A 26,080-nucleotide genomic window follows, 5' to 3' on the forward strand; every position below is an offset into this window, starting at 1 on the left:
AAGGGCGCTGACCATGTTTGAAGATTTCTCGGTCCTGTCAAAGGTCCGTGGTAATTCGCGACCAACGTGTGACATGACCGCCGTGGAGGCGGGCGGTCAGTGGGGGAGGGTGCTGGCCGGATTTACTAGGACGTCCTAGTATCTTCTCGGAGAGTGAGACACGGGGAGGGACGCATGGAGCCGGACGCGACGGGCGCCGAGGCGATCGAGGCGATCGAGGCGGGCAGGGCCCGATGGCAGGCGCGGTACGACGCCGCCTTCAAGCGGGATCGCGAGTTCCGCACGCTGTCGGGACTGGACGTGGACCCCGTCTACGGGCCCTCCGGGGACGACCCCCGGTTCGGGCGCATCGGCTGGCCGGGCGAGTTCCCCTTCACCCGCGGCCTGTACGCCACCGGCTACCGCGGCCGGCCCTGGACCATCCGGCAGTTCGCCGGGTTCGGCAACGCCAGGCAGACCAACGAGCGCTACAAGATGATCCTCGGCGCCGGAGGCGGCGGCCTGTCGGTGGCGTTCGACATGCCGACGCTCATGGGGCGCGACTCCGACGACCCCCGTTCGCTCGGAGAGGTGGGCCACTGCGGCGTGGCGATCGACTCGGCCCTCGACATGGACCTGCTGTTCGACGGCATCCCGCTCGGCGACGTCACCACGTCCATGACCATCAGCGGGCCCGCCGTACCGATCTTCTGCATGTACGTGGTGGCGGCCGAGCGGCAGGGCGTGCCGATCGGGAAGCTGAACGGCACCCTCCAGACGGACATCTTCAAGGAGTACATCGCGCAGAAGGAGTGGCTGTTCGCCCCCGAGCCGCACCTGCGGCTGATCGGCGACCTCATGGAGTTCTGCGCCGCCGAGATCCCCGCGTACAAGCCGCTGTCGGTGTCGGGATACCACATCCGCGAGGCCGGGGCCACGGCCGCGCAGGAGCTGGCCTTCACCCTGGCCGACGGCTTCGGCTACGTCGAGCTGGGCCTGTCGCGCGGGCTCGACGTGGACGTGTTCGCGCCAGGCCTGTCGTTCTTCTTCGACGCGCACATCGACTTCTTCGAGGAGATCGCGAAGTTCCGCGCGGCGCGGCGCATCTGGGCCCGCTGGATGCGCGACGTGTACGGCGCCCGCACGGAGAAGGCGCAGTGGCTGCGCTTCCACACCCAGACGGCCGGGGTGTCGCTGACCGCGCAGCAGCCGGACAACAACATCGTCCGCACCGCGATCGAGGCGCTGGCGGCCGTGCTCGGCGGCACGAACTCGCTGCACACGAACGCGCTGGACGAGGTGCTCGCGCTGCCGTCGGAGAAGGCCGCCGAGATCGCGCTGCGCACCCAGCAGGTGATCATGGAGGAGACGGAGGTCGTCAACGTCGTCGACCCGCTGGGCGGCTCCTGGTACGTCGAGGCGCTGACCGACCGGCTGGAGGCAGAGGCGGAGAAGATCTTCGCGAGGATCCGCGAGATGGGCGGCGACGGCACGATGACCGCCGGCATCCTGCGGGGCATCGAGGACGGCTGGTTCATGTCGGAGATCGCCGAGTCGGCCTTCGACTACCAGCGCAAGCTGGAGAAGGGCGACAAGCGGATCGTCGGCGTCAACTGCCACACCGCGACCGTGGAGCAGCCGCTGGAGATCCTGCGGATCAGCCACGAGGTCGAGGTCGAGCAGCGTGAGGCGCTGGCCGCGCGGCGCGCCGCGCGGGACCGGAAGGCCGTCGACGCGGCGCTGGCCGCCCTGCGGGCCGCCTCCAAGGGCGACGACAACATGATCCCGCCCATGCTGGAGGCCGTACGGGCCGAGGCCACGCTGGGCGAGATCTGCGACGTCCTGCGCGAGGAGTGGGGCACCTACTCCGAGCCCGCCGCCTTCTAGACGCCCTCCAGCGAGGCGACGCGGTCGAGGAGGGACTCCAGGGTCTTGTCGTCGGTGGCGGGGGCGATGACCGTCACCCGCAGGTGGCGTACGCCGCCGACCTCGGCCGAGGTCAGGTGGAAGGAGCCCTCCTCGAGCAGCGTCTCGCGGATCGCGGCCTGGTCGCCGTCGCCGTAGCGGAAGCAGACGATGTTGCTCTCCGGCTCGTACGGGCAGTGGAAGCCGGGCCGCTCGCGGGCCAGCTCCCAGAAGCGGTGCGCGGTGGCGTACCGCCCCGCCACGTGCTCACCGAGGCCCCGCTCGCCCCGCCAGGCCAGGTTGAGGAACACCTTCAGCCCGAGCGCGGCCTTGGTGCACTCCACGGTCCTGCCGATCAGGTCGAACCCCTGGTCGCCGTAGAACAGGTAGCTGGCCTGCTGCCGGAACGCGGCGTCCAGGTCGCCCTCGCGCCGGACGAGCACGGCGGCCGCGAGGCCGGAGGTGCGCAGCATCTTGTGGGCGTCCCAGATGACCGAATCGGCCAGCTCGACGCCGTCGAGCAGGTGACGATGCTCCTCGCTGAGCAGCGCCGACGCTCCGTGCGCGCCGTCCACGTGGAACCACAGCCCCTGACCGGCGCAGAACTCGCCGATCGGCCGCAGGTCGTCGTACAGGCCGGTGCCGGTGGCGCACGCGGCGGCGACCAGGGCCATCGGCCGGCGGCCGGCCCGCCGCGCCCGGTCGAGCCCCTCGGGCAGCCGCGCCACGTCGATCCTGCCCAGGTCGTCCACGTCGAGCGGCACGACCGCGCGCTCGCCCAGGCCGAGGATCGCCGCCGCTCGCGTGATCGAGTAGTGCGCCGACGGCGGCGCGAGGACGGCGAGATCGCCGGGCACGCCCTCGGCCCACGCGTCCGGGGCGGCGGCGGCCCGCGCCGCGAGCAGCGCGGTCAGGTTGGCCAGCGACCCGCCGTGGGTGAACACGCCGCCGCCCTCGGGGAAGCCGACCTTGCCGAGCATCCAGCGCAGCACCTCGAACTCGACCGTCGCCGCGGCGGCCCCCATCTCGTAGATCGCCATGGGGTTGTTGATCGCGCCGTGGACGAAGTCGGCCAGTGCGGCGGGGAAGTCGGGCGCGGCCGTCTGATGGGCGAGGTAGGCCGGATGGTGCAGCCGCGTTCCCTCCACGAGATAGGCGTCGAGCCACTCCCGGTAGGTCTCCGGCGTCATGCCCCCCTCCCGGATCCACCGGGCGAGCCCGAGCCGCCCGGCCAGCTCAGCGGGGGGTCTGCGGCGGATCACCGGCACCGTACCGCCCTGGCTCTCCCGCACGTACGCGGCGAGCCCGTGCACGGTCACCTCGGCGGCGTGGACGAAGTCGTCGATGTCCCAGGTGTGATTCGGTGTCATGCCCGAATAATGGCTCTGCCGGGCGTCAGTCCGCCACGAACGCCGAATCGAGGAAGGAACAGGCCCGTGACCGCCGAACTGGATTCGATCGACAGGAAGATCCTCGACCTGCTGCAGAAGGACGCGCGGCTGCCCAACAAGGATCTCGCCGAGCGGGTCGGCGTCGCCCCCTCCACCGCGCTCGAACGCGTGCGGTCGCTGCGCCGGCGGGGGCTGATCACGGCCTTCCGCGCGGAGGTCGACACGCAGGCGCTCGGACGGCCGCTGGAGGCGCTGCTGGCGCTGCGCGTGCGGCCCCACACGAGCCAGCTCGTGGACCCGCTCCGGGCGTTCGTGCTCGGGCTCCCCGAGACGATCGCGCTGTTCCACGTGGCCGGCCCGCAGGATTTCCTGGTGCACGTCGCGGTGCCCGACGCCGATCACCTGCACCGCATGATCCTCGAGCGGATCCTGGTCCGGCCGGAGATCGTCCATCTCGAGACGACGCTGATCTTCCGTACCGAGCGCAGGACCGTCCAGGGCCCGGTCGGCTGAAGGGGGTTGTCTCAGGCGCCCACGGTCCCGTCGACGCCCTCGCGCAGGAGGTCGGCGTGGCCGTTGTGCCGGGCGTACTCGTGGATCATGTGCAGCATGACCAGCCGCAGCGACACCTCCTCGCCCCACCGCGGCTGGTAGGCGGTGACGTCGAGCGACTCGGCCGCGCGCTCGATCCTGCGGGAGTGCTCGACCTCCGCCTGCCAGGCGGTGAACGCCTCCGCCCCGGTGGACCCGCTCGGGTCGTAGGCCGCCTGGTAGTCGCCCTCCTCCGACCAGACGAGCGGCACGTCCTCCTCGCCGATCACGCGGCGGAACCACGTGCGCTCGACCTCGGCCATGTGCCGCACCAGACCGAGCAGCGAGAGCGTCGACGGCGGCATCGACCTGCGGCGCAGCTCCTCGTCCGACAGGCCGTCGCACTTCAGCGCGAGCGTCGCCCGGTGGTAGTCGAGGAAGGCGCGCAGCATCTCCCGCTCACCCCCGGTGGTCGGCGGCCCGACGCGTTCCACGGCCATGTCCTGCTCCCTCCGGGTGGCGAACGTGCGCTGTTCACCCTACGGCGGACGCGAGTCCGCTTCGATCCGGCGGAGGAACCGCGGCGGGGACGCACGGATCACGCGGGCGCGTACGGCAGGATTGGGGGTATGGCAGCGGAGTTCTCTCGACCTGGATCGCTCTACGGCGCCGTGGACCTCGGCGCGCGCAAGCAGGCACTCGAGGCCCAGGCGCGGCGTGAGGCCGCAGGGCCGGCCGGAGCCGCCTCGGCGGAGGTCATCGAGGTGACCTCGGCCACCTTCAACGCCGACGTGGTGGAGCGCTCGCTGAGCGTTCCCGTGATCGTCGAAGCGACGGTGACCAGGGCCGAGCAGGTCCGGCAGTTCAGCGGCGTGATGGAGAAGCTGGCCGCGGAGGCGGCCGGCGCGTGGGTGCTGGCGAGGGTGGACGTGGAGGCCGACCCGCAGCTCGCCCAGGCGCTGCGGATGCGCGCGGTGCCCACCGTCTACCTGGCCTTCCAGGGGCAGCTCATGCCCCTGTTCGAGGGCCCGTTGCCGGAGTCGCAGCTCCGGCAGGCGCTGGCGCAGGTGTTCGAGCAGCTCGGCCTGGAGCCGGCCGCGCCGGGCGAGGGCCAGCCCGCCGAGCCGCCGGTCGACCCCGAGCTCCTGGCGGCCGAGGAGGCCGTGGAGAAGGGCGATCTGGACGCCGCCGCCGCGGCGTACGAGCGCCTGCTGGCGAGGTCGCCGTCGGACGAGGACGCCAAGATCGGGCTCGCGGGGGTCGGGCTGCTGCGGCGCACGCAGGACCTCGACCCGGCCGACGTGCTGCGCCGGGCCTCCGAGAACGCCGACGACGTGGACGCGCAGACTCAGGCCGCGGATCTGGAGATGGCCGGCGGCCGGGTGGACGAGGCGTTCGACCGGCTCATCGCGCTCGTGCGGCGCACCCGGGGCGCGGACAGGGACAAGGCGCGGGTCCACCTGCTCGGCCTGTTCGACGCGCTGCCCGCCGACGATCCCTCGGTTACGCGCGCGCGCAGGGCGCTGGCCAGCGCGCTCTTCTGACCGGTTCCGGCCGCGCCCGCCGCCCCTTTTGGGGGTACGGCGGCGCGCGGCCCCCGGGCGAAGTGTGAGGTGAACAGCACGGGTCCGGGCTGAAACACCCGGCGGAGGATGGCACGATGGATAGCACCCATGAGCCGTCCAGCCGGATGCGCGAGCGCGGCCGCCACGCGGAGGCCGCGCCCAACTGGAGCAGCCGGGCGAGCACGGCCAGGCAACACCCGCAAAGGAGCGGATAGACGTGGCCACCGTGCCCAGCGTGTCCTACTCGATCACTGTGCGCCTCGAGGTGCCCGCAGGGGGCAAGGCGGTAAGCCTGCTCACCCATGCGGTGGAGAACGCGGGCGGCGTGGTGACCGCCCTCGACGTGACCAACGCGGGTCACGAGAAGCTCCGCATCGACGTGACGTGCGCGGCCAAGGACGCCGACCACGTGCAGGCGATCGTGGACAGCCTCGGCGCGGTCGAGGACGTCGCCATCCACAAGGTCTCCGACCGGACCTTCCTCATGCACCTCGGCGGCAAGATCGAGATGCAGTCGAAGGTCCCCCTGCGCAACCGCGACGAGCTCTCGATGGCGTACACCCCGGGTGTGGCCCGGGTCAGCCTGGCGATCGCGCGCAACCCCGAGGACGCCCGCCGCCTCACGATCAAGCGGAACTCCGTCGCCGTCGTCACCGACGGCTCGGCCGTCCTCGGGCTCGGCAACATCGGCCCCGCCGCCGCGCTGCCGGTGATGGAGGGCAAGGCCGCCCTGTTCAAGCGGTTCGCCGGCATCGACGCCTGGCCCATCTGCCTCGACACCCAGGACGTGGACGAGATCGTCGCGACCGTGCGCGCCATCGCGCCGGGCTTCGGCGGCATCAACCTGGAGGACATCTCGGCGCCGCGCTGCTTCGAGGTGGAGCGGCGGCTGCGTGAGCTGCTCGACATCCCCGTCTTCCACGACGACCAGCACGGCACCGCCATCTGCGTGCTCGCCGCGCTGACGAACGCGCTCAAGGTCGTCGGCAAGGAGCTGTCCGAGGTGCGGATCGCGATGGCCGGCGCCGGCGCGGCCGGCACCGCCGTCCTGCGCCTGCTGCTGGCGGCGGGGGCGCGCAACGTCATCGTCTGCGACTACCTGGGCGCGGTGCACCTCGGCCGCGACGACCTCGACGACTCGCTGCGGTGGATCGCCGAGCACACCAACAGCGAGGGGTACGGCGGTGACCTGCGCGGCGCGGTCAAGGGCGCCGACGTCTTCATCGGCGTCTCCGCGCCGGGAATCCTCACCGGGGACGACGTCGCCGCCATGGCGAAGGACGCGGTGGTGTTCGCGCTGGCCAACCCCGAGCCGGAGGTCTCCCCCGACGACGCCCGCGAGCACGCGGCGGTCGTGGCGACGGGCCGGTCGGACTACCCCAACCAGATCAACAACGTGCTCGCGTTCCCGGGCGTGTTCCGCGGCCTGCTCGACGCCCAGGCGGACGGCGTCACGCCGGAGATGCTCCTGGCTGCGGCGCGGGCGCTGGCCGCGGTCGTGACGAGCGAGGAGCTCGGCCCGAACTACATCATCCCGAGCGTCTTCCACCCCGACGTGGCCAACGCCGTGGCGGCCGCCGTACGGGAGTCGGCCGGGGGCAGGGCGCGCGGCTTCACCGAGGCCTGACCCTCTCGGTCCCGCACGGTGACCACGCCGTCGCGATAAGTAATATGACGCGGCGAACCGGGGTCGGCGTACACGAATCCGCAATCCTCCCTCATGATGGGATGTATGGCGGAAGCGATCTACGTCGGCGGGTTGCTCGTAGCGACGCCACTGCTCGACGACCCCAACTTCCGGCGTAGCGTGGTGCTCGTCCTGGAGCACGACGAAGACGGCGGCACTCTGGGCGTGGTGCTCAACCGGCCCAGCGAGATCGCCGTGACTCAGGTTCTGCCCTCCTGGGACGCCCTGGTCACGGGTCCTCCGGTGCTGTTCGAGGGCGGCCCGGTGCAGACGGACAGCGCGCTCGCACTGGCCGTCGTGCTCAGCGGCGAAGAGCCTCTCGGCTGGCGCCGGCTGCAGGGCCGGGCCGCGGTCTCGCGCCTCGGCACGGTGGACCTGGACGCGCCCCCGGAGATCCTCGCGGGGGAGATCTCCCAAATGCGGATCTTCGCGGGCTACGCGGGCTGGACCGCCGGGCAGCTCGAGAACGAGCTTCAGGAGGGCGCCTGGTACGTCGTGGACTCCGAGCCGGGGGACACCTTCCATCCGAACCCGGCGACGCTCTGGCGCACCGTGTTACGCAGGCAGAAGGGGGATCTCGCGCTCGTCGCGACCTTCCCGGACGACCCCCTGCTCAACTGACCCCGGCGCGCCCCGCTCCGAAGGCGGGCGGAGACACGCGGGGGCCGGGCGCGGGGAGCGCGCCCGGCCGTGGGTGAGAGCCGTTGTGGATGAGAAGCAGCGGCGGAAGAAAGCAGCTGTGGATGAAAGCAGCTGTGGGTGAGAGCCGCTGTGGGTGAGAGCCGATGTGGGTGGCAGCCGCGTTTCAGCTCGCGGTGCAGCTCACCGCGGGCACCGAGTTGGTGCCGTTCCAGGAGCCGAGGAACCCGAACGAGGTGGACGCCCCGGCGCCGAGGCCGCCGTTGTAGCTCACGTTCTTGGCGGTGATCGACGATCCGCTCGACGTGACCGTGGCGTTCCACGCCTGGGTGATCGTCTGGCCGTTGGTGTAGGTCCAGGTCACGGTCCAGCCCGAGATGGCACTGGAGCCGGCCTTGACGGTCACCTCACCCTGGAAGCCGCCGCCCCACTGGTTGCTGACCTTGTAGGTCGCCGAGCAGCCCTTGGCGCCGCCGCTCGGGGACGCGCTGGGGGAGGCACTGGGGGAGGCACTGGGCGACGCGCTCGGGGAGGCGCTGGGGGACACCGACGGGCTGGGGGACGGGCTCACCGGCGGCTGACCGCTGTAGATCGTCGCCTCCTTGGCGGTCGACTTGATGCCGTTGGCGCCGTTGAAGAGCCGCTGGCCCCACGAGGTGAGCTGGCTGACGTTGAAGTTCGTCACCTGGTCCAGGTATTCGACGCCGCCGCCGTTGCCGCTCCACGACCAGCCGAGGTAGCCGACGCCCCGCGACTGGGCCTGCGCCATGATCGTGTCCTCGTCGGGGTCGCCGTCCGAGTGCATGTTGCCGAACTCGCCGATCACGAGCGGCAGCCCGGCGGTCTGGAACGCCTGGAGGTAGGCGGTGACCTCGGCCGCCGTGTCGAAGACGCCGTACATGTGGATCGAGAAGACGGTGTTCTTCTGGGGGTCGGTGTCGAAGACCGAGGCGGCGTTGTCCCGCATGACGAACTGCCAGTCCTGGCCCCAGTTGGGCGCGTCGACCATCAGCATGTGCTGGAATCCGGCCGCCCGCATCCTGGTGATCGCGTTTTTGGTCGCGCTGGTCCAGGCGGACGGGTTGTTGTTGCCGTACGGCTCGTTGCCGATGTTGATGACGACGTAGTTCTCCTGGCCGGTCAGCACGCTCTTGAGGCCGATCCAGTAGTCGACCGCCTGCTCGAGCGTGTACGCGCCGCTCTGCTCGCCGTAGCCGGTGGTGTCGTGGTTCTCGAGCACGCAGATTAACCGGTTCTGCTTACACAGCGAGATGACGTTGGAGACGTCGCTCGCCGAGTTGGCCGTCCAGCGGCCGCCGCTGAGCACGACGCGGACGGTGTTCGCGCCCAGGGACTTGATGTTCGCGAACGAGCTCGTCTGGCTCGCGTACCAGGTGTGCGCGTGGCTGGTGCCCCGCATGATGAACGGGTTCCCGTTGGCTTCGAGGATCTTCGTGCCGCTGACGTGGAGTCCGGTGGCGGCCTGCGCGCTCTGGGCCATCGCGATCACCGACATCAGGAGGGCGAGGACGGCCGCGCCCGCGGCGATGAAACGTGTTCTCATTCTGTACCTCGGGTGGGGGGATCGGCGCCGGTGGGAGCGCCGAACGCACCATAGACAGGGGGAGCCGGAACCGTACAGCGAGCGCCCTCCGAGGCGATGGCCATCGCTTTGCTCCAACTGAACCGGTTCTGCTGTGGGGGCCACCCGGACCAGCGCGATCTCCCCTCGGTGGCTCTCGCCGGAGCCGTGAAACACCGATGAAACGTTCACCTGCCGGCGCTGCCGCCTCGCGGCGGTGTGGGGCGTGGGGGTGGGCTGGCCTGGCCTGTGGCGGTGGGCGGGGAGATCTGTAGGGTCGGCTGTCGTGCCCGGTTCCGATGCGTGTGGTTTCGATGTGCCCGCTGCCGATGTGCCCGCTGCCGCTGTGCCCGGCCGTGATGCGCCCGGCTCCGCCACGCCCAGTCCTGCCGCGTCCGACATCGCCGTGCCCGCGGCGGGCTGGGCGCCTCCCGGCGCCGTACGGTTCGCCGGCGGCGTGCCGGTCGCCCTGGTGGCGCCCGGCGCGGGGCTGGCGTCACTGCCCGCGGCCCTCGGCGACATGGTCACGTTGCGCCATGTCGATTTGGACGGGAACGCGCTCACGACGGTGCCCGGCTGGATCGCGCGTCTGGAGCGGCTGCGGGTCCTGCTGCTCTACGGCAACCGGATCGCGGCGCTCCCGCCGGAACTGGGCCGCCTCGTGTCGCTTGAACATCTCGGCGCCGGGCACAACGCGCTGACCACGGTTCCGGACACGCTGTGGCGGCTGACCCGGCTGCGGTCGCTCGTCCTGGCGGAGAACGAGATCACGGACCTTCCTCCCGGCCTGGCCCGCCTCCGCGAGCTGCGCATGCTCGACCTGGGCCACAACCGGCTGCGCGAGGTGCCCGTGGAGATCGGGGACCTGCCCTGCCTCACGGACTACCTCTACCTGAGCGACAACGGCTTCACGTCGGTGCCCGCCTCGCTGGGGCGGCTCGACCGGCTCGGCTATCTCAACCTCGCCGAGAACCGGCTGGCCGCGCTGCCCGAGACGATCGGCGGCATGGCCGGCCTGCACGAGTTGCGCGTCCAGGACAACCGGCTGACCGCGCTGCCGGAGACGATCGGACGCCTGAGCGGGCTGCGCGAACTTCATCTGAAGAACAACCGCCTCGCGGCGCTGCCCGAGTCGATCGGCGGGCTGCGCGCGCTGCGCCACCTGGATCTGCGGGGCAATCCCCTGGAACGGCTGCCCGACTCCGTGGTCCGCCTGACGGCCCTGACCCATCTGGACCTGCGGGCGACCCGTCTCCGCACACTGCCCGACGGGCTGGCGGAGCTGCCCCGGCTGGAGAAACTCGACCTGCGCTGGGTCAAGTTCGACCAGGTGCCCGGCTGCGTCCGCCCGCTGCGCGAGCGAGGGTGCGTCGTCCTGCTCTGAGCCTGCTCTGTGCTTCTCTGCGCCATCTCTGTGCCTGCTCTGTGCCTGCCCTGTGCCTGCCCTGTGCTTCTCTTGGTGGTGCTGACGTCAGCTCGCGGCCGACGCCGGCTCCGCCTCCGCCTGACCGGGGCGTACGGGCAGGTCCCAGCCGGGACGCAGGGAGCGCTCGGCCAGCGTGAGCAGGTCCTCGTACCGGCGTGCCAGGCCGTTGAGATCCTCCGTGGGCCCGTTCATGCAGAGCAGCCCGATGCTCACGAAGACCGAGACGACGAGCTGGGACTGCAGGTCGTCGGGCGCCGTTCCCATCCTGCGGGCCACCTCGGCGACCAGCCTGCGCTCGTTCTCCCTGATCAGCCGCATGGCGCCCGCGAGCAGGGACGGAGTGGTGTGGACGAGCCGCTGGGCCTTCAGGATCCTGCCCGCCTCGGCGCCGTCGATCTCTCGTAGGATGCTCAGCATCGCGCGCATCGACTGACTCAGCGCGGTGAACGGCGACTCCGACCACGGCCGTGCGACCAGTTCGGCGAGGAACATCTCCTGCTCGTCGGCGGTCAGAGAGAGCGCCACGTCCTCCTTCGAGGCGAAGTAGCGGAAGAAGGTCCTGGGCGAGACCTCCACTTCGGCCGCGATCTGGTCGATCGTCGTCGCCTCGTAGCCCTGGGAGAGGAAAAGGTCGAGGGCCGCGTCGATCAGGGCGTCCCGCGTCCGCTGCTTCTTGCGCTCACGCAGACCCACGGCGGTCACCTCCTCGAAACCATCGGTTCACGTACTGCCACATGTCACCGTATGTCGGATAAAAGGATTTGTCATCTGTCATCGACTGACATAAATTACTGCGGGTCTACTCGGTGTTGCTAAGGGGGAACCTCCATGACTCAAGCCGTATCGGCGGTGGACGCCGACGCGCCTCCAGGGCGGGGCCAGGGCCATCCGTGGCTCACGCTGCTCGCCGTCTCGCTCGGCGTCATCATGGTCATGCTCGACGGCACGGTCGTGGCGATCGCGAACCCGGTCATCCAGGTCGAACTCAAGGCGACACTGGCCGACCTGCAGTGGGTGACCAGCGGTTACCTGCTCGCGCTGGCGGTCTTCCTGATCACGGCCGGCAAGCTCGGCGACCTCTTCGGCCACAAGCGGGTCTTCCTGATCGGCGTCGCCGGCTTCGCGCTGACCTCGCTCGCCATCGGTCTGTCGTCCTCGATCGGCATGCTGATCGCGCTGCGCGTGCTGCAGGGACTGTTCGGCGCGCTGCTGCAGCCCGCCGCGCTCGCGTTGCTGCGATCGGCCTTCCCCGGCGAGAAGCTGAACATGGCCATGGGCGCGTGGGGCGCGATCATCGGTCTGTCGAGCGCGGGCGGCCCGATCATCGGCGGCCTGCTGGTGGAGAACGTGAGCTGGCAGTCGGTGTTCTTCATCAACGTGCCGGTCGGCGTGGTGGCTCTGGCGTTCGGGCTGTGGGCGCTGCGGGAGAGCAAGGCCAAGACGCTGTCCAGGGTCGACTGGCTCGGCGTCGTGCTGCTGTCCGGTGCGATGTTCGCGCTGGTGTGGGCCATCATCAAGGCTCCCGAGTGGGGCTGGGGCGACGCCAGGACGCTCGGCTTCCTCGCCGCCGCCGTGGTCGTCGGGGCCGTATTCCTGTTCTGGCAGTCGAAGGCGCGTGAGCCGCTGCTGCAGCTGAGCCTGTTCCGCAACGCCTCGGTCTCGATCGGGACCGTCCTCATGATCCTCATGTCGTTCGCGATGTTCGGCGCGATGTTCTTCCTCACGTTCTTCTTCCAGGGTGTGCACGGGCTCACGCCGCTCGACTCCGGCCTGCGGATGCTGCCCATGAGCGCCGGCATGATCGTCGCCTCGCCCATCGCGGGCATTCTCATCGGCAAGCTCGGTCCGAAGATCACCATCGCGGGCGGCATGGTGATCGCGGCCGTCGCCATGTTCCTCATGTCGCGGCTCAGCGTCGACGCGGCCTTCGCCGACACCGCGATCCCGTTCGTGCTGCTCGCGTTCGGCCTGTCGCCGGTGTTCGTCGGCGCCACCGAGATCATCGTGGGCAACGCCCCCGAGGAGCTGAGCGGCGTCGCGGGCGGCGTGCAGAACTCCGCGATGCAGGTCGGCGGCGCGCTCGGCACCGCCATCCTGGGCGCGGTCGTGTCCGCCAAGGTGGCCGACGTGCTGCCGGGCTACCTCGGCCCGATGGCGCAGGCCGTCAAGCCCGCGGAGATGGAAGGGCTGAAGGCCCTGGCCTCGGTGGGCCAGGCCCCGCCCGGGCTCCCGGCCCAGGTGGCCAAGACGGTCGCCGACGCGGCGCACCTGTCCTTCATGGACGGCCTGCACCTCGGCTTCGTCGTGAGCACGGCGGTCGCCCTCGTCGCGGCGGCCCTGGCCCTGTTCGTCAAGGCCGGCCGCAAGACCGAGGGCGCCCCGGTCCACATGGGCTGACGTCCGTTCCCTTCCGTACGGCTCCCGCCACCCGGCGGGGGCCGTACGCGCGTCCGGGTCGGGAGCGCCTGCTCGCTCAGTAGACTTGGTATCCGTGAGCGGCACGAAGATTCTTCCCGAGAGCGACGTAACACCCCGGCTCTCGCACGGCGACGGTGACCACGAGCGCTTCTCGCACTTCGCCGACAAAAACAAGATCACCGAGAGCTACGTCACCGGCGCGCCGGTGCGGGCCCTGTGCGGCAAGGTCTGGGTGCCCAGCCGCGACCCGAAGAAGTACCCGGTCTGCCCGGAGTGCAAGGAGATCTACGAGGGGCTGCCCAAGGGCGAACCGTCCGGCGAGTGAGTGTCGATACGGGATCATCACGTCCCCCGCGGCTAGGGTCTGCCTTCTGACCAGCCGTATCGGGGGAACGAATGGTTCGGCGACCCATCGCCGTCTTCCTTGCATGCCTTTACGCGCTGGGCGGCGCCTGCGCCGCCCCGGCGTCCGCAGCCTCCCGGGCGACCGGGGGTCACGCCGGCACCGGAATGCGCGGTTCGCCGGCCTCCCGGCCGGACGCCTGTCTCGCCCGCCACGCCGTGCCGCAACGCCGGCACGGCGTGGGCGCGCTCACCCACGCGGCGGAGCCGCGTGAGCCCGGGCCCGACGAGGTCGCCCGGATGTCGGCCGACCTGGCCCGCAGGCTCGGGACGGCGCGGCGGGAGGACCCGGCGGAGCGGGGGAACGCCGCGCGGCGGGGGAGTGCTTCCGGCACCCTCGAGCGGATAACCGTTCCGGTGTGGGTCCACATCATCAGGGACCACGCGCTCGGCCTGCCCGACTCCGCCGTCGCCCGGCAGATCGCCGTGCTGAACACGGCCTACTCGGGCGGGTACGGCGGGGCCGACACCGGCGTGCGCTTCGCGCTCAAGGGCATCACCCACACCGACAACCGGAGCTGGTTCCGCGACCCCCTCGGCTTCGAGGAGCCGATGAAGAAGAAGCTGCGGGTCGGGGGTCCGGAGACGCTCAACCTGTACATCGCGCAGCTGAGCCGGCTCGTGCTCGGCTACTCCACCTACCCGTACTGGTACGACGACGAGCCCGTGCTGGACGGCGTGGTGATCGACTGGCGGAGCGTCCCGGGCGGCCCGCTGCGCGATTTCGCCAGGGGTTTCACGGCCGTGCACGAGATCGGCCACTGGTTCGGCCTGCTGCACACCTTCGAGAACGGCTGCAAGGCCCCCGGGGACTCGGTGGACGACACCCCGGCCGAGGCGTACCCGACGAACGGCTGCCCCTCGAAGAAGGACACCTGCCCCGCCCCCGGCGGCGACCCGATCCACAACTTCATGGACTACGCCCAGGATCGCTGCATGCGCGAGTTCACGGTGGGCCAGGGCGTACGCGTCCACCAGATGTGGGACGCCTACCGCCGCCCGGCGCCGCTGGGAGCCGACGCGGGGACGCGGAAGGCCGCCGCCACGATCGAGAGGCCCGCCGCGGACGGCGCCGGCGACGAGGTGCCGAGCGCTGCCCAGGGCGACGAGGAGGCGGTCATAGAGGCCGCGAGATAGGGCGTGATGACGAATCGGCCCTGAGCCGTTGACGCGGCGGCGCGGGTGTGAGTAACTCCACAGCAGCGTTCATGGTCACGGAGCCTCGCGCCCGGCCCTGAGCGCCGAGTCACTCGCCGGTTCCGTCCCACGCGCGCCCGGCCAGGCCGCCCGGGGAGGCTTTGTGGATGACCAGTGGATGCGCCGGGTCTGGCCCCCCGCCGAGGAGGAGTCCCCGCCATCCGAGGAGGGCCCCACCCGCCCGTACGGCGCTCCGGGCGAGCCGCCGTCGCCCCCGCAGTGGCCCACACGCCCGTACGGCGGCCGGGAGGCCGAGGAGGAGAGCTTCACCCGTGCGTACCGCCTGCCCGGCGGCGTGGCGGAGGAGAGGCCCGGGCGTGCCGGGCCGGAGCAGGAGGGCTTCGCCGCTCGCCCGTACCGCCTGCCGGGAGACGCGGCGGAGGAGGGGCACGGGCCTTCTGAACCGGCGCAAGGGGGATTCGCCACCCGCCCCTACCTGATGCCGGACAGAGGCGAGGCGGGACACGAGGGCAGGCGACCGCCGCAGCGGCCCGCCGACGAGGGCTTCCCGGGTGTGTACCGCCTGCCCGGCGACGCGACGCCGGAAAAGCCCGCCTATCCGGGGCCCGAGAGCGCCGGAGGCGGCTTCACGCGTCCGTACGGCGCGCCGGTCTCCGAGAGGCGAGCGGCCGACCGCCCGGTGTGGCCCTCGCTGGACCTGGAGCCCGCCAAACCCGGGGACGACCTGCCTCCCTCAGCCCGCCGCTATCGCGCGCCCGACACGCCGCCCCGCAGGATGCCTCGCTGGTTACAGCGCCTTCTCGTCGGCAGTCTCGCGCTGGTCTGCTCGGCCGCCGTCATCGGCGCGGTGGTGGTCACGGTCCTGCAGCGGGCCGAGAGCGCGCCTCCCACGGTCGTCAACGATCAGATCGCGGGGGTCACCTACACGCTGCCGCCCGAGTGGCGGGAGGGCGTGGTCGCGCCCGTGACCGGATTCACCTCGTCCGCCGCGCGTGGGGACAGCGCGACGGTCATGACCCGCCCCGGCGACCGGGTGGACCCGCCCAACCTGCGCTCGGCCGTCATCGACCTGAGCGATCTCTACACGCAGTTGCTGCTGCACGGCGACAAGGTCGACGTGCTCGACGATCGCGCGGTCACCGTCGGCGGGCGGCCGGGCCACACCCGCGCCGTACGCGCCGAGTACACCGACGTCGTCAACGAACCCGCCTTCATGCGGGTGACCCTGCTGACCCGGCCGGACGGCGGCAGCACGGTCCTGCTCGGGCTGGCCCATCCCGACGATCCCCGGTCGCGCGCCGAAATCGAGGGCCTGATGTGGGGAGCCCGCTGAACTCACCGCCGGACCGGCCGCGCGCTCGTACGGCGCCCTGCACCGATGTCCGGAAATAACCTTCTGTCGCCCACTCTTCGCATGTTCGGCCCCCAATAGCCATTGATATAAGCGGTTGGTCGGCATATCCGCCCGGCTGTTTTTCCTGATTGTCCGGTTGAAGCTGCATATATGCGTGTTGATCGGCACTCCGGCATTCGCCTGTGGAATAAGAGGAGATAGTGGGATCTCCGGGACGGCTTTGAGGTAGGCGTAACATCTGTTTGCCGCTATCCAGTAAGTGGCGCGCTGCCCGCGTTTCCCCTGACAGGTATCTTCAATGACGCATCGCACGAAAACGCGGTGACCCGGAAAGACCAATTCTCTCACCATGGGGGGAAATCAAATTGATTTCTCGTAGGAGCAGCTCGGCCTCTGGTTCGCGTGGCGCCGGTCGCCTGCTGATGTGGTCCGCCGCGGCAGCGGTGACCTGCGCGACCGTGGGGCTGTCGGGCGCGGTCGCAGCGAGTGCGGCCCCGGCGAAGAACACCCCCGCCACGCAGGCGGCGACGAGCCCGGCGGGGGGTGGGAGGACCGTCGTCTACCCGCGCCTCGACACGGCCAACATCGTCACCAACTTCGCTGGCGGCGCAGCTCCTGTCGCCGTGCAGCAGACGGACGTCCTGACTGGGTCGGCGCGCAGGGGTATTCCCTGGGTCCACTCGCCGGTCAACACTGCGGGTACACGGTGGGTCAACCTCTCGTCTGTGTTCCCGGGCTTCGTGTACGACATCTCGCTCGCACCGGCCCCGAGTTCGGCGGCCACGGCCGCCAATCCGCTGACCACCATTGGTGTCCCCGGCGGCCTGGTCCGGGTCACCGTGCGGAAGGCGGACGGCAGGATCTTCTTCGCCGATTGCAGGGTGAGCATCGTCACGCCGCTGGCGCCCGCGACCTGCACGGGTCAGACGGAGATTCCGCCCAACTCCTAACGGTGATTTCAAGCGTGTGACCAGGGCGGGGACCCCGGAGCCGGACGGTTCTGGCGGTCCCCGCCCTCGCCGCTCTCACGCGCCGAACCGCAGGGTGAGCAGCTCAAGTGGTGCGCCCCGAGCGCTCGTCGCGGGGGACGCGGGCACGCGATGTCTTGTCCTGTCACGAGAAACTGGTCGCGATCCGAGGCGGCTCATTGCCGTTCCGGGCGTCCGGTACGGTGCCGCTTCTCCTGTTGCCAAGAGAACCTATCGGGCATGTGGCCAGTGCCACACTGGGTGATTTCGGACCGCCTCGCGTGTGCGGGGCACGTCCTGTCGGTCGGGCGGGCTAGTCTGAATCCACTGTGAGGGAGCGAACCGATAGAGACACCAGTGTTCCGATGAGTTCGGGGAGGCGTCGTTGAGCGTTTCGGCCGCGTCCCACCTCTCCCCGTCCTACCCCGACAGAGCCGCCTGGGGCACCGCCCCGAAGCTGCGCGCGTGGCAGCAGCAGGCCTTCGACCTCTACTTCAGCCGTGAGCCGCGCGACTTCCTGACCGTCGCCACCCCCGGCGCCGGCAAGACGACGTACGCGCTGCGGATCGCCAGCGAGCTGCTCAGCCGCGGGGTCGTGCGCGCACTGACGATCGTCACCCCCACCGAGCACCTCAAGCGGCAGTGGGCCGACGCGGCGGCCCGGGTCGGGATCAGCATCGACCCCGAGTTCAAGAACAGCCAGGGCGCCACCTCCCGCGACTACGTCGGCGTCGCGGTCACGTACGCGCAGATCGCGATGCATCCGGCGCTGCACCGGGCCCGCACCGAGGCGCGCAAGACCCTGGTGATCTTCGACGAGATCCATCACGCCGGCGACGCCAAGTCGTGGGGCGACGGCGTCCGCGAGGCGTTCGAGCCCGCGACCAGGCGGCTGGCGCTGACCGGCACGCCGTTCCGGTCCGACGACAGCCCGATCCCGTTCGTCACCTACGTCGAGGACGGCGAGGGGGCGATGCGGAGTGTCTCCGACTACTCCTACGGGTACGGCCCGGCCTTGGCCGACGGCGTCGTCCGGCCGGTCATCTTCCTGGCGTACTCGGGGGAGATGAAGTGGCGGACGCGTGCGGGCGACGAGATCGCCGCCACTCTCGGCACGCCGCTGACCAAGGACCAGCTCTCGCAGGCATGGCGGGCCGCCCTCGACCCGAAGGGCGACTGGATCCGCCAGGTCATCCACGCGGCCGACCGGCGCCTCACGGAGGTGCGGCGGGGCGTGCCCGACGCGGGCGGGCTGGTCATCGCCTCCGACCACGAGGCGGCCCGCGCCTACGCCCGGCACATCCGCGCGGTGACCGGCGAGGGCGCCGAGGTCGTGCTCTCCGACGACCCGGGCGCGTCCAAGAAGATCAAGGACTTCGGTGCCTCCGACCGGCGCTGGCTGGTCGCGGTCCGGATGGTCTCCGAGGGCGTCGACATCCCCCGGCTGTGCGTGGGGGTCTACGCCACGAGCACCTCGACCCCGCTGTTCTTCGCCCAGGCCGTCGGGCGTTTCGTCCGCGCCCGCAAACGCGGCGAGACCGCGTCGGTCTTCCTGCCCTCGGTGCCCGTCCTCATGGGCCTTGCGGGCGAGATGGAGGAAGAGCGCGACCACGTCCTGGGCCGCCGCCGCGACGAGGACGGCCTCGACGACCTGCTGCTGGAGCAGGCCCAGCAGGAGAAGAAGCAGCCCGACGCGCTCGGCGACGAGCTGCCCTTCCAGACGCTGGAGGCCTCGGCCACCTTCGACCGGGTGCTGTTCGACGGCGGCGAGTTCGGTACCGCCGCCGCCCCCGGATCGCCGGAGGAGGAGGACTTCATCGGCCTGCCCGGCCTGCTGGAGCCCGACCAGGTGGCCTCGCTGCTGCGCAAGCGCCAGGCCGACCAGCAGGCGGCCAAGCGCAAGACCAAGAAGAGCGAGGAGCCTGCCCCGGCTCTCGCGCCGCACGAGCAGCTCGCCGAGCTCCGTAAGGAGCTCAACGGTCTCGTCGGCGCGTGGAACCACCGCACCGGGCAGCCGCATGGCGTCATCCACGCCGAGCTGCGCCGGGCCTGCGGCGGCCCCGCGATCGCCCAGGCCACCGCCGAGCAGGTCCGCGAGCGCATCGCGATGATCCGCAAGTGGGCCACCCAGCGCAGGTGACGCACCAAGGCCCTCGGCTCGCCGCCTGACCGGGACAGCGAACCGAGGGCCGCAGATGGGGCTTCGTCAGACGGAGCGTTGTGTGGGGTCGCCGTCGATCTCTGCCTCGGGGAGTTCCCGCCAGTGGGCCGGCCGTGTCGTGGCGGACAGGGAATCCAATCGATCCAGGACCAGTTTGAACATCGCGGCGTTGGTCGCCGCCATGGTGTCCATCTGGCGGCTGACCGTGTTGACCTGTTCGGTCAATGTGGAAACTCGCTCTCCTAGGCCGTCCACCCGCTCGGTGAGTCCGTCGACTCGGGTGGTGAGACCGTCCATCCGGCCTGTGAGGGTGTCGACGCGTTCGCTGAGTCCGTCGACTCGGGTGGTGAGGCCGTCCATCCGGTCTGTGAGGGTGTCGACGCGTTCGCTGAGTTCGTCGACTCGGGTGGTGAGGCCGTCCATCCGGTCTGTGAGGGTGTCGACGCGTTCGCTGAGTCCGTCGACTCGGGTGGTGAGGCCGTCCATCCGGTCTGTGAGGGTGTCGACCCGGGTGGTGAGGCCGTCCACGCGTTCGCTCAGTCCGTCGACGCGTTCGGTGAGGCCCTCGACTCGGGTCGTGAGGTCGTCCACGCGGTCGCTGAGTCCGTCGACGCGTTCGGTGAGGCCCTCGACACGTTCGCTGAGTCCGTCGATGCGCCGATCCAAACGGCCGATCTCGCTGTCGATGCGGTCGAATCGGACAGTGGCGACGGTCATCTGCCTCTTGAGAACGCCGACGTCGGCTCTGGTCTCCTCGGCGATCTGCTCGACTCGCATCAGGCGATCGCTCATCGCATCGATTTTTTCCCAATTCGGCTGCAGTGCGTCGTACGCGTGTGCTGCTGCCTGCTTGAAGCAATCGACGCTCAGTTTCTCCACTTCGTTCTCCAGGCGCTCGACGCGTTCTCTGAGTGTTGTCCTCACGTCTGATCCTCCGAGGCTGCTTGCAGCGTAGCCGAGGCTCGCTGGGGGGAAGGTAGGAGCGCGGCAGGTGCGCGGAGGTAATTGCTATCAGCTCGGAGGCCGCCGGGATGAGAATGTTCAGGGCGGATTGTGTGAGGCCCGGCCGGCGGGGTGAGGATATTTCGCTACCGGTGTGACGAGTATTCACCTGGCTCTGCGCGTTCTGTGCGTCATGTCCACATTTCCCCCGATTAATGAATGACGCATCTTCAACCTCGGCACGGCGTGCGCCATGCCGCAGCCGATGGGCGGCCGGTGTCTTTCGTGCGGTCTCCTGTCATCCGAACGCGCCTCCCGGGCGGTAGTCATCGCCGGAGACGACGAGACGGAGATGATCGATGGACGACGGGTTCGCCGAATACGTGGCACAGCGGCATCTACGGCTGTGCCGGATGGCGTATCTCCTCGCCCGGGACTGGGGCACGGCCGAGGATCTGGTGCAGACCGCGCTCGCGAAGGCGTGGCTCGCCTGGCGGCGGATCGAGGGCAACCCCGACCCGTACGTCTACCGGATCATCGTGAACACCCACGCCTCGTGGTGGCGCAGGCGCTGGCGCGGGGAGATCCCGGCCGAGACGCTTCCCGAGACGGCCGATCCACGCGACGAGTCCGCCGAGGTGGACGACCAGGCCGCGCTGTGGAGCGCGATCGGCGCGCTCTCCCCGCGCCAGCGCGCGGTGATCGTCCTGCACTACTACGAGGGACGGACGCTCGCCCAGGTCGCCGACATCGTCGGCTGCTCACTGGGAGCGGTGAAAACCCAGCTCAGCCGGGCTCTCACCCGTCTTCGCGTCGACCCGGACGTCCAGACCATGACCATGGAGAGGGCACAGCGATGAGACATACCGAAACCGACCTGCGCGCTCTGCTGGACGAGCACGGCCGGGCACCCGCCGGCCGGGAGCCGGCCGCCTCTCTCGACGCGATCGTCCGGCGGGGCCGGCGCATGCGCCGCACCCAGCGGGCCGTGACGGCCGGGGCCGCAGTGGCCTGCGCCGTCGCCGCCGTCGCGCTGGGAAACGGCCTGCTGACCGGCCAGCCCCGCGCCGACCGTACGACGGTGGCGGCGCAGCCCACCGATTCGGCCCGGGCGGCGCAGGGGCCGAAGCTTCCCGGCACGATGCCGGTGGTGCTGGGAGCCGAGAAGTTCGACCTGCGCCCCATTCGCATATGGAGGTTCGAGACGATGGGCGTCGGGCGGACACTGACCTTCACCCCGACGAGCTACTTCACCGGATCCAGAGTGGTGTGCGACGACCCGCGGGCATGGGTCGTCGTGGAGATGCCGCTCAAGGGCGGTGAGAAGGGCGGCACGACCGGACGGTGCGGGGACTCGGCGGGTGGCGGGCACCACGACCGGAAGTCGGCGCCGTCCGGCTGGCTGAAGGGCCCGCAGTCCATCCGGATCTGGGTCTTTCCGGCGGACGCGCCTGTGCGGGAGGCGGCGTGCCGGGCGCTGCCGAAGGAGTGTGACGAGCCCGCGCTCGCCGACGGGCGGGCGTTGTGGCGTCCCGAGGTACGCGACCGGTTGGCGGCCATGCTCGGTGAACGACCGGGCAGGTGGGCCGCCGGGATCTACGACCGCGCCGACCCGTTCACGTCCGTGCCGGACGGCGAACCCCCGGCAGCCACCGACGCCCCTGTCGCGGGCACGTCGACGCCGGCCGGCTGAGGCCGGACGGGCGGTGACCGCTCGTCAGGAGACGCGGGAGCGCAACGGGATCTTGTCGCCGGTCTGGCCGTTGATGGCCACGTAGCGGCGGTGGTGCCGGGTGACCGGGCTGAGCCGGAGGCTGAGCGAGGCCGTTCCCTGCTCCACCCGCACGGGCACGTTGTGCGCTGCTCCCTCGTGGTGCCCCGCCCGTGGGACCGAGGCGCCCTCCTGCACCCAGATGCGCAGCCGGTGCCCGGCCTGGTGGACGGCCACCGTCGCGGTGTCGCACTGCGCGGGCGACGCGGGCCAGTAGACCGTAAGGCCGTGCAGGGCCCTGCCCTGGAACGACAGCCGTACGGCCGCGGGGTTGAGGACGCGGGACTCGCAGGCGGGAGAGCCGGTCGGGACCGGAGAGGGCGCGGCGGCCGCACCGGTGGAGGGCCGCACGTCCGCGGGCCGGCCGGCGTCGCTGTGAGGGGCGCGGACGGCGACCGTCCGGGCGGGGGTCCGGGCGGCCTCCTGGTTGAACCCCACGACCATCGTGGCCGCCTGCAGGGCCGCGAGCGTCAGCGCGCCCGTGACGCGGAGCAGGCTCCGGTGGCCGCGGCCGAAGAGCAGCCAGACGCAGACCGGGGTCAGGACGAGCCAGGTGAGGCCGAGCAGGAACGCGAACATCGGGGCCGCCAATCCACGAAGGGTCGTCGCTCTAGGTAATACACCTATGGCTCTACGTGGTGAAGGCGTTGACATCCGATTCCGCGCGGTCGTGTCCCCGCGGGCGACCGGCGGGCCGCCTGTGGGAGCCGGGGCGGGCCACCGCACCTGACCGTCCGCCGGTCCGCGGCGGTAGTGCCCGGGCCGGGGGCCGGCGTCGCGGGTCAGGAGCGGAGGACGGGCTCCCCGGTGAGCTCGACCCCGGCCTCGGCGAGGCGGGCGAGCGCCGACTCCGTCGTCTCCCTGGCCACGCCCGCGGTCAGGTCCAGCAGGACCCGTACGGCGAAGCCGCCGGCCGCCGCGTCGAGGGCGGTGGCCCGAACGCAGTGGTCGGTGGCGATCCCGACGACGTCCACGGCCTCCACGCCGCGTTCGCGCAGCCAGGCGGCCAGGCCCACGCCGTCCCCGGTGGCGCCCTCGAACCCGCTGTAGGCCGCCTGCCTCGCGCCCTTGCTGAAGACCTCCTCGACCTTCGCGGTGTCGAAGGCCGGGTGGAAGTCCGCGCCGGAGGTGCCGACCACGCAGTGCGGCGGCCACGTGTCGACGTAGTCGGGCTCGGCCGCGAAGTGGGCCCCCGGATCGACGTGGTAGTCGCGGGTGGCGACCACGTGGTCGTAGGCGTGCTCCTGGACGTGACGGCTGATCGCGGCGGCCACCTCGGCGCCGCCGCCGACCGGCAGGCTGCCGCCCTCGCAGAAGTCGTTCTGCACGTCCACGATGACGAGCGCGGTCTTCATGGGATCACCTCACAGTGGCGATCGCGGAGGACCGGCGTCGTCCTCATGCGCCGGTCCTCCGCGATCACTTGAAGATAGTAGGGACTGCGGGGTCTCCGGGGGAGAGGCTGCACGCCTCCAACGGCAACTCCGTCAAAGTCGCCCGGTGCCGGTCGCGGGCGGCCTGCAGGGGTTCGCGGCCGACGACCTTGCCGTCCCGCACGAGTTCGGCCAGCAGCGGGCGGTCCTCCGTCTCCACCGGCTCGCGCGTGATCACCTCGGCGGTGGCGGTGCCGCCGCTGGTCCTGCGGTAGGCCCACTTGCGCCCGCCGACGCTGGGCTTGCCGACGGACGCCTTGGCGACGGGCTGGAGGGCTCCCGTGTGGTCTTCTCTGGCGACGAGCTTGTAGACGAGGCTGGCCGTCGGATGGCCCGAGCCGGTGGACAGGGCGGTGCCCACGCCGTAGGCGTCCACCGGCGCCGCCGCCAGCGCCGCGATCGCGAACTCGTCGAGGTCGCTGGTGACGACGATCCGCGTGCGGTCCGCGCCCAGCTCGTCGAGCAGGCGGCGCACCTCGACGGCCACCACCGCGAGGTCGCCCGAGTCGATGCGCACCGCGCCGAGGCCGGGCCCGGCCAGCTCCACCGCGGTGCGTACGGCCTTGGCGACGTCGTAGGTGTCCACGAGCAGGGTGGTGCCGCGCCCGAGGGAGTCGAGCTGGGCGCGGAAGGCGTCCTCCTCCGAGTCGTGCAGCAGGGTGAACGCGTGGGCGGCGGTGCCCGCGGTCGGCACGCCGTACAGGTGACCGGCCATCAGGTTGGAGGTGGAGGCGAAGCCGCACAGGTGGGCGGCCCTGGCGGCGGCGACCGCGGCGTGCTCGTGGGTGCGGCGCGAGCCCATCTCGATGAGCGGCCGGTCGCCGGCGGCCTGGGCCATCCGGGAGGCGGCCGCCGCGATCGCGCAGTCGTGGTTGAGGATCGACAGGATCAGCGTCTCCAGCAGCACGGCCTCGGCGAACGTCCCCTCCACCACCATGATCGGCGAGCCGGGGAAGAACGCCTCGCCCTCGCGGTAGCCGTACACGTTGCCGGAGAAGTGGTAGCCCGCGAGGAACTCGCCGGTCGGCTCGTCCACGATCCCGGCCGAGCACAGGTAGTCGATGTCCTGCTCGTCGAAGCGGAAGTCCTCCAGCGCGTCGAGGAACCGCCCGGTGCCGGCCACGACCCCGTAGCGCCGTCCCCCGGGCAGCCGGCGGGCGAACACCTCGAAGACCGCCCGGCGGTGCGCCGCGCCGCTCGCCAGCGCGGCCTGGAGCATCGTCAGTTCGTACTGGTCGGTCAGCAGGGCCGTGCCCGTGGTCATGCGCACGTGTCGAAGACTACGACGGTCGTGGTGCAGGATGGTTACGTGGGTAGCACAGCTCCAGCCGAGGTCGAGCGTCCGTCGTCGGACGTGCGCCCCGATCTGCCGTGGCTCACGATCGTGTGGAACGACCCGGTCAACCTGATGTCGTACGTCACGTACGTCTTCCAGGCCGTGTTCGGCTATCCCCGTGAGAAGGCCGAGAAGCTGATGATGGACGTCCACCACAAGGGCAAGGCCGTCGTGGCCAGCGGCACCCGGGAGGAGATGGAGCGCGACGTGCAGATCCTCCACTCCTACGGCCTGTGGGCCACCGTCCAGCAGGACAAATGATGAGCACGGGCTTCAGGGCGACGGCTGACGGGGTGACCGTCCACCTCGACGCGGGTGAGGTGTCGATCCTGCGCTCGCTGGTGTCGCAGGTGCTCGGCCTGGTCGAGCCGGGGACGACCGGCGACGACCCGCTGGAGCGCGCCCTCGGCATCGGCGCGGCGGCCCCGCCGGCCGACCCCGTGCTCGCGCGGCTGTTCCCCTCGGCGTACGCCGACGACGAGGAGGCGGCGCAGGAGTTCCGGCGCTACACGGAGGCGACGCTGCGCGACGGCAAGCGGGCCGACGCGACCACGCTGCTGGAGACGGCGGAGCCGGGACGGCTCACGCTCACGGCCGAGCAGGGGCAGGCGTGGCTGCGGGCGCTCAACGACGTACGGCTCGCGCTCGGCGTGCGGCTGGAGGTCACCGAGGAGGTCCACGAGGAGATCTCCGCGATGTCCGAGGACGATCCCCGCTATCCCGCGTTCGTGACCTACGACTGGCTGACCTACCTGCAGGACACCCTCGTCAGGGCGCTTTGGTAGGTTTCCCAGCATGCTGACGATCTCACGCGAGCTGGTCGACAAGATCGTGGCCCACGCCCGGGCCGACCACCCCGACGAGGCGTGCGGCGTCCTGGCCGGGCCCGCCGGGTCCGACCGTCCCGAGCGGTTCGTCCCGATGGAGAACGCCGAGCGCTCCCCGACGTTCTACCGTTTCGACTCGATGGAGCAGTTCCGCGTGTGGCGGGAGATGGACGACCGCGACGAGGTCCCGGTCGTGATCTACCACTCCCACACCGCCACCGAGGCGTACCCGTCCCGTACGGACATCAGCTACGCCTCCGAGCCCGACGCCCACTACGTGCTGGTCTCGACCGCCTCCGAGGAGGAGACGCCCTTCCGGTCCTACCGGATCGTGGACGGCGTCGTCACGGAGGAGGAAGTCAAGATCGTCGAGTCGTACGGTTAAACTGAAGTTATGCCCATCGATGACGCTCGTCCCGTGTCGTCACCGGCTGTCCTGTCGCGCCGGGTACGCCCGGAGTCTCCTGTTCAGGCGTTCCTCTTCGCGCACACGCCTTCTGTCGTCGTCTACGACTGTCGCTGACCCGGCCGCCCGGCCGAGGCGCCCGTACGGGTCCGCCGGGGAGATGACCGCTGGAATCGACTCCCACCTGACCATGTTTCAC

At 70.9% G+C, this 26,080-nt stretch carries 25 protein-coding genes; 17 read left to right on the forward strand and 8 right to left on the reverse strand.

Features of this window, described 5'->3' with window-relative positions:
• The first annotated feature begins 174 nt into the window (after positions 1-174).
• On the forward strand, positions 175-1,866 hold the full coding sequence (icmA, locus tag AAH991_RS13815; protein WP_346226192.1) for a coenzyme B12-dependent isobutyryl-CoA mutase large subunit: 1,692 nt from the start codon (positions 175-177) through the stop codon (positions 1,864-1,866).
• Here the strand turns inward: icmA and AAH991_RS13820 are convergent.
• Complete coding sequence (locus tag AAH991_RS13820; protein ID WP_346226193.1) at positions 1,863-3,254, reverse strand: pyridoxal phosphate-dependent decarboxylase family protein; 1,392 nt, start codon at positions 3,252-3,254, stop codon at positions 1,863-1,865. The two genes, icmA and AAH991_RS13820, sit on opposite strands and share 4 nt — an antisense overlap.
• A 66-nt stretch (positions 3,255-3,320) precedes the next feature.
• Here AAH991_RS13820 and AAH991_RS13825 point away from each other — a divergent pair, with 66 nt between their 5' ends.
• Positions 3,321-3,788 (forward strand): Lrp/AsnC family transcriptional regulator, encoded by a 468-nt coding sequence (locus AAH991_RS13825; protein ID WP_346226194.1) that lies wholly within the window; start codon positions 3,321-3,323, stop codon positions 3,786-3,788.
• A gap of 11 nt (positions 3,789-3,799) precedes the next feature.
• Here AAH991_RS13825 and AAH991_RS13830 read toward each other — a convergent pair whose 3' ends face one another.
• Positions 3,800-4,306 carry a DinB family protein gene (locus AAH991_RS13830; protein WP_346226195.1) on the reverse strand — a complete coding sequence of 169 codons (507 nt, stop codon included), beginning with the start codon at positions 4,304-4,306 and terminating at the stop codon, positions 3,800-3,802.
• A 129-nt stretch (positions 4,307-4,435) separates the two neighbouring features.
• Here AAH991_RS13830 and AAH991_RS13835 point away from each other — a divergent pair, with 129 nt between their 5' ends.
• The 3 genes from AAH991_RS13835 to AAH991_RS13845 all read left to right on the forward strand — a co-directional run bounded on the left by AAH991_RS13835 (position 4,436) and on the right by AAH991_RS13845 (position 7,679).
• Positions 4,436-5,350 carry a tetratricopeptide repeat protein gene (locus tag AAH991_RS13835; RefSeq protein ID WP_346226196.1) on the forward strand — a complete coding sequence of 305 codons (915 nt, stop codon included), beginning with the start codon at positions 4,436-4,438 and terminating at the stop codon, positions 5,348-5,350.
• Positions 5,351-5,588: 238 nt separating this feature from the next.
• A complete protein-coding gene (locus AAH991_RS13840) occupies positions 5,589-6,998 on the forward strand; it encodes an NAD-dependent malic enzyme (protein WP_346226197.1) in 1,410 nt (469 codons plus the stop codon).
• A gap of 105 nt (positions 6,999-7,103) precedes the next feature.
• Positions 7,104-7,679 carry a YqgE/AlgH family protein gene (locus AAH991_RS13845; protein ID WP_079315330.1) on the forward strand — a complete coding sequence of 192 codons (576 nt, stop codon included), beginning with the start codon at positions 7,104-7,106 and terminating at the stop codon, positions 7,677-7,679.
• A gap of 184 nt (positions 7,680-7,863) precedes the next feature.
• On the opposite strand, the gene AAH991_RS13850 is transcribed toward AAH991_RS13845, so the two are convergent.
• The gene (locus AAH991_RS13850) at positions 7,864-9,261 is read right to left on the reverse strand and encodes a cellulase family glycosylhydrolase (RefSeq protein ID WP_346226198.1); all 1,398 of its coding nucleotides are present in this window, start codon (positions 9,259-9,261) and stop codon (positions 7,864-7,866) included.
• Between the two features lie 364 nt (positions 9,262-9,625).
• Between AAH991_RS13850 and AAH991_RS13855 the strand changes: the two genes are divergently transcribed.
• Complete coding sequence (locus tag AAH991_RS13855; RefSeq protein WP_346226199.1) at positions 9,626-10,663, forward strand: leucine-rich repeat domain-containing protein; 1,038 nt, start codon at positions 9,626-9,628, stop codon at positions 10,661-10,663.
• An 87-nt stretch (positions 10,664-10,750) separates the two neighbouring features.
• On the opposite strand, the gene AAH991_RS13860 is transcribed toward AAH991_RS13855, so the two are convergent.
• Complete coding sequence (locus AAH991_RS13860; RefSeq protein WP_346226200.1) at positions 10,751-11,398, reverse strand: TetR family transcriptional regulator; 648 nt, start codon at positions 11,396-11,398, stop codon at positions 10,751-10,753.
• A gap of 135 nt (positions 11,399-11,533) precedes the next feature.
• Here AAH991_RS13860 and AAH991_RS13865 point away from each other — a divergent pair, with 135 nt between their 5' ends.
• The 6 genes from AAH991_RS13865 (at position 11,534) to AAH991_RS13890 (ending at position 19,145) form a co-directional block, all read left to right on the forward strand.
• Positions 11,534-13,102 (forward strand): DHA2 family efflux MFS transporter permease subunit, encoded by a 1,569-nt coding sequence (locus AAH991_RS13865; protein ID WP_346226201.1) that lies wholly within the window; start codon positions 11,534-11,536, stop codon positions 13,100-13,102.
• A gap of 85 nt (positions 13,103-13,187) precedes the next feature.
• Positions 13,188-13,448, forward strand: coding sequence for a DUF3039 domain-containing protein (locus AAH991_RS13870; protein WP_030510937.1), 261 nt, complete (start codon positions 13,188-13,190; stop codon positions 13,446-13,448).
• Between the two features lie 185 nt (positions 13,449-13,633).
• Positions 13,634-14,662, forward strand: a complete 1,029-nt coding sequence (locus AAH991_RS13875; RefSeq protein ID WP_346226202.1) for a zinc metalloprotease — start codon at positions 13,634-13,636, stop codon at positions 14,660-14,662.
• Positions 14,663-14,825: 163 nt separating this feature from the next.
• On the forward strand, positions 14,826-16,016 hold the full coding sequence (locus AAH991_RS13880; protein WP_346226203.1) for a hypothetical protein: 1,191 nt from the start codon (positions 14,826-14,828) through the stop codon (positions 16,014-16,016).
• 443 nt (positions 16,017-16,459) lie between these two features.
• Positions 16,460-16,987: a hypothetical protein gene (locus AAH991_RS13885; RefSeq protein WP_346226204.1), complete on the forward strand. Its 528-nt coding sequence runs from the start codon at positions 16,460-16,462 to the stop codon at positions 16,985-16,987.
• 403 nt (positions 16,988-17,390) lie between these two features.
• Positions 17,391-19,145 (forward strand): DEAD/DEAH box helicase, encoded by a 1,755-nt coding sequence (locus AAH991_RS13890; RefSeq protein ID WP_346226205.1) that lies wholly within the window; start codon positions 17,391-17,393, stop codon positions 19,143-19,145.
• A gap of 66 nt (positions 19,146-19,211) precedes the next feature.
• On the opposite strand, the gene AAH991_RS13895 is transcribed toward AAH991_RS13890, so the two are convergent.
• Complete coding sequence (locus AAH991_RS13895) at positions 19,212-20,090, reverse strand: coiled-coil domain-containing protein (RefSeq protein WP_346226206.1); 879 nt, start codon at positions 20,088-20,090, stop codon at positions 19,212-19,214.
• A 377-nt stretch (positions 20,091-20,467) separates the two neighbouring features.
• On the opposite strand from AAH991_RS13895, the gene AAH991_RS13900 reads away from it, so the two are divergent.
• Both AAH991_RS13900 and AAH991_RS13905 read left to right on the forward strand, forming a co-directional pair.
• A complete protein-coding gene (locus AAH991_RS13900; RefSeq protein WP_346226207.1) occupies positions 20,468-20,968 on the forward strand; it encodes a SigE family RNA polymerase sigma factor in 501 nt (166 codons plus the stop codon).
• Positions 20,965-21,801 (forward strand): hypothetical protein, encoded by an 837-nt coding sequence (locus AAH991_RS13905; RefSeq protein ID WP_346226208.1) that lies wholly within the window; start codon positions 20,965-20,967, stop codon positions 21,799-21,801. Before AAH991_RS13900 ends, AAH991_RS13905 begins: the two co-directional genes overlap by 4 nt.
• A 24-nt stretch (positions 21,802-21,825) precedes the next feature.
• On the opposite strand, the gene AAH991_RS13910 is transcribed toward AAH991_RS13905, so the two are convergent.
• From AAH991_RS13910 to AAH991_RS13920, 3 genes are all read right to left on the reverse strand, one after another.
• On the reverse strand, positions 21,826-22,470 hold the full coding sequence (locus AAH991_RS13910) for a hypothetical protein (RefSeq protein ID WP_346226209.1): 645 nt from the start codon (positions 22,468-22,470) through the stop codon (positions 21,826-21,828).
• Positions 22,471-22,661: 191 nt separating this feature from the next.
• Positions 22,662-23,234: a nicotinamidase gene (locus AAH991_RS13915; RefSeq protein ID WP_346226210.1), complete on the reverse strand. Its 573-nt coding sequence runs from the start codon at positions 23,232-23,234 to the stop codon at positions 22,662-22,664.
• A gap of 64 nt (positions 23,235-23,298) precedes the next feature.
• A complete protein-coding gene (locus AAH991_RS13920) occupies positions 23,299-24,582 on the reverse strand; it encodes a nicotinate phosphoribosyltransferase (protein WP_428833985.1) in 1,284 nt (427 codons plus the stop codon).
• Positions 24,583-24,621: 39 nt separating this feature from the next.
• On the opposite strand from AAH991_RS13920, the gene clpS reads away from it, so the two are divergent.
• Genes clpS through AAH991_RS13935 form a run of 3 tightly spaced genes read left to right on the forward strand, consistent with a single transcriptional unit; the run spans position 24,622 to position 25,860 of the window.
• Positions 24,622-24,909 carry an ATP-dependent Clp protease adapter ClpS gene (gene clpS, locus AAH991_RS13925; protein WP_346226211.1) on the forward strand — a complete coding sequence of 96 codons (288 nt, stop codon included), beginning with the start codon at positions 24,622-24,624 and terminating at the stop codon, positions 24,907-24,909.
• Positions 24,909-25,433, forward strand: a complete 525-nt coding sequence (locus AAH991_RS13930) for a DUF2017 domain-containing protein (RefSeq protein ID WP_346226265.1) — start codon at positions 24,909-24,911, stop codon at positions 25,431-25,433. The genes clpS and AAH991_RS13930 overlap by 1 nt, the downstream gene beginning before the upstream one ends.
• Positions 25,434-25,443: 10 nt before the next feature.
• A complete protein-coding gene (locus AAH991_RS13935) occupies positions 25,444-25,860 on the forward strand; it encodes a M67 family metallopeptidase (RefSeq protein WP_346226212.1) in 417 nt (138 codons plus the stop codon).
• Positions 25,861-26,080: the final 220 nt, after the last annotated feature.

The sequence above is a fragment of the Microbispora sp. ZYX-F-249 genome, assembly GCF_039649665.1.
Taxonomy (GTDB): Bacteria; Actinomycetota; Actinomycetes; order Streptosporangiales; family Streptosporangiaceae; genus Microbispora; species Microbispora maris.

Coding starts and splice junctions, on each gene's coding strand:
- AAH991_RS13845 (WP_079315330.1), top strand. CDS start 7,104: ATGGCGGAAGCGATCTACGTCGGCGGGTTGCTCGTAGCGACGCCACTG.
- AAH991_RS13865 (WP_346226201.1), top strand. CDS start 11,534: ATGACTCAAGCCGTATCGGCGGTGGACGCCGACGCGCCTCCAGGGCGG.
- AAH991_RS13850 (WP_346226198.1), bottom strand. CDS start 9,261: ATGAGAACACGTTTCATCGCCGCGGGCGCGGCCGTCCTCGCCCTCCTG.
- AAH991_RS13820 (WP_346226193.1), bottom strand. CDS start 3,254: ATGACACCGAATCACACCTGGGACATCGACGACTTCGTCCACGCCGCC.
- AAH991_RS13830 (WP_346226195.1), bottom strand. CDS start 4,306: ATGGCCGTGGAACGCGTCGGGCCGCCGACCACCGGGGGTGAGCGGGAG.
- AAH991_RS13905 (WP_346226208.1), top strand. CDS start 20,965: ATGAGACATACCGAAACCGACCTGCGCGCTCTGCTGGACGAGCACGGC.
- AAH991_RS13875 (WP_346226202.1), top strand. CDS start 13,634: ATGCGCGGTTCGCCGGCCTCCCGGCCGGACGCCTGTCTCGCCCGCCAC.
- AAH991_RS13885 (WP_346226204.1), top strand. CDS start 16,460: ATGTGGTCCGCCGCGGCAGCGGTGACCTGCGCGACCGTGGGGCTGTCG.
- AAH991_RS13930 (WP_346226265.1), top strand. CDS start 24,909: ATGAGCACGGGCTTCAGGGCGACGGCTGACGGGGTGACCGTCCACCTC.
- AAH991_RS13900 (WP_346226207.1), top strand. CDS start 20,468: ATGGACGACGGGTTCGCCGAATACGTGGCACAGCGGCATCTACGGCTG.
- AAH991_RS13835 (WP_346226196.1), top strand. CDS start 4,436: ATGGCAGCGGAGTTCTCTCGACCTGGATCGCTCTACGGCGCCGTGGAC.
- icmA (WP_346226192.1), top strand. CDS start 175: ATGGAGCCGGACGCGACGGGCGCCGAGGCGATCGAGGCGATCGAGGCG.
- AAH991_RS13915 (WP_346226210.1), bottom strand. CDS start 23,234: ATGAAGACCGCGCTCGTCATCGTGGACGTGCAGAACGACTTCTGCGAG.
- AAH991_RS13935 (WP_346226212.1), top strand. CDS start 25,444: ATGCTGACGATCTCACGCGAGCTGGTCGACAAGATCGTGGCCCACGCC.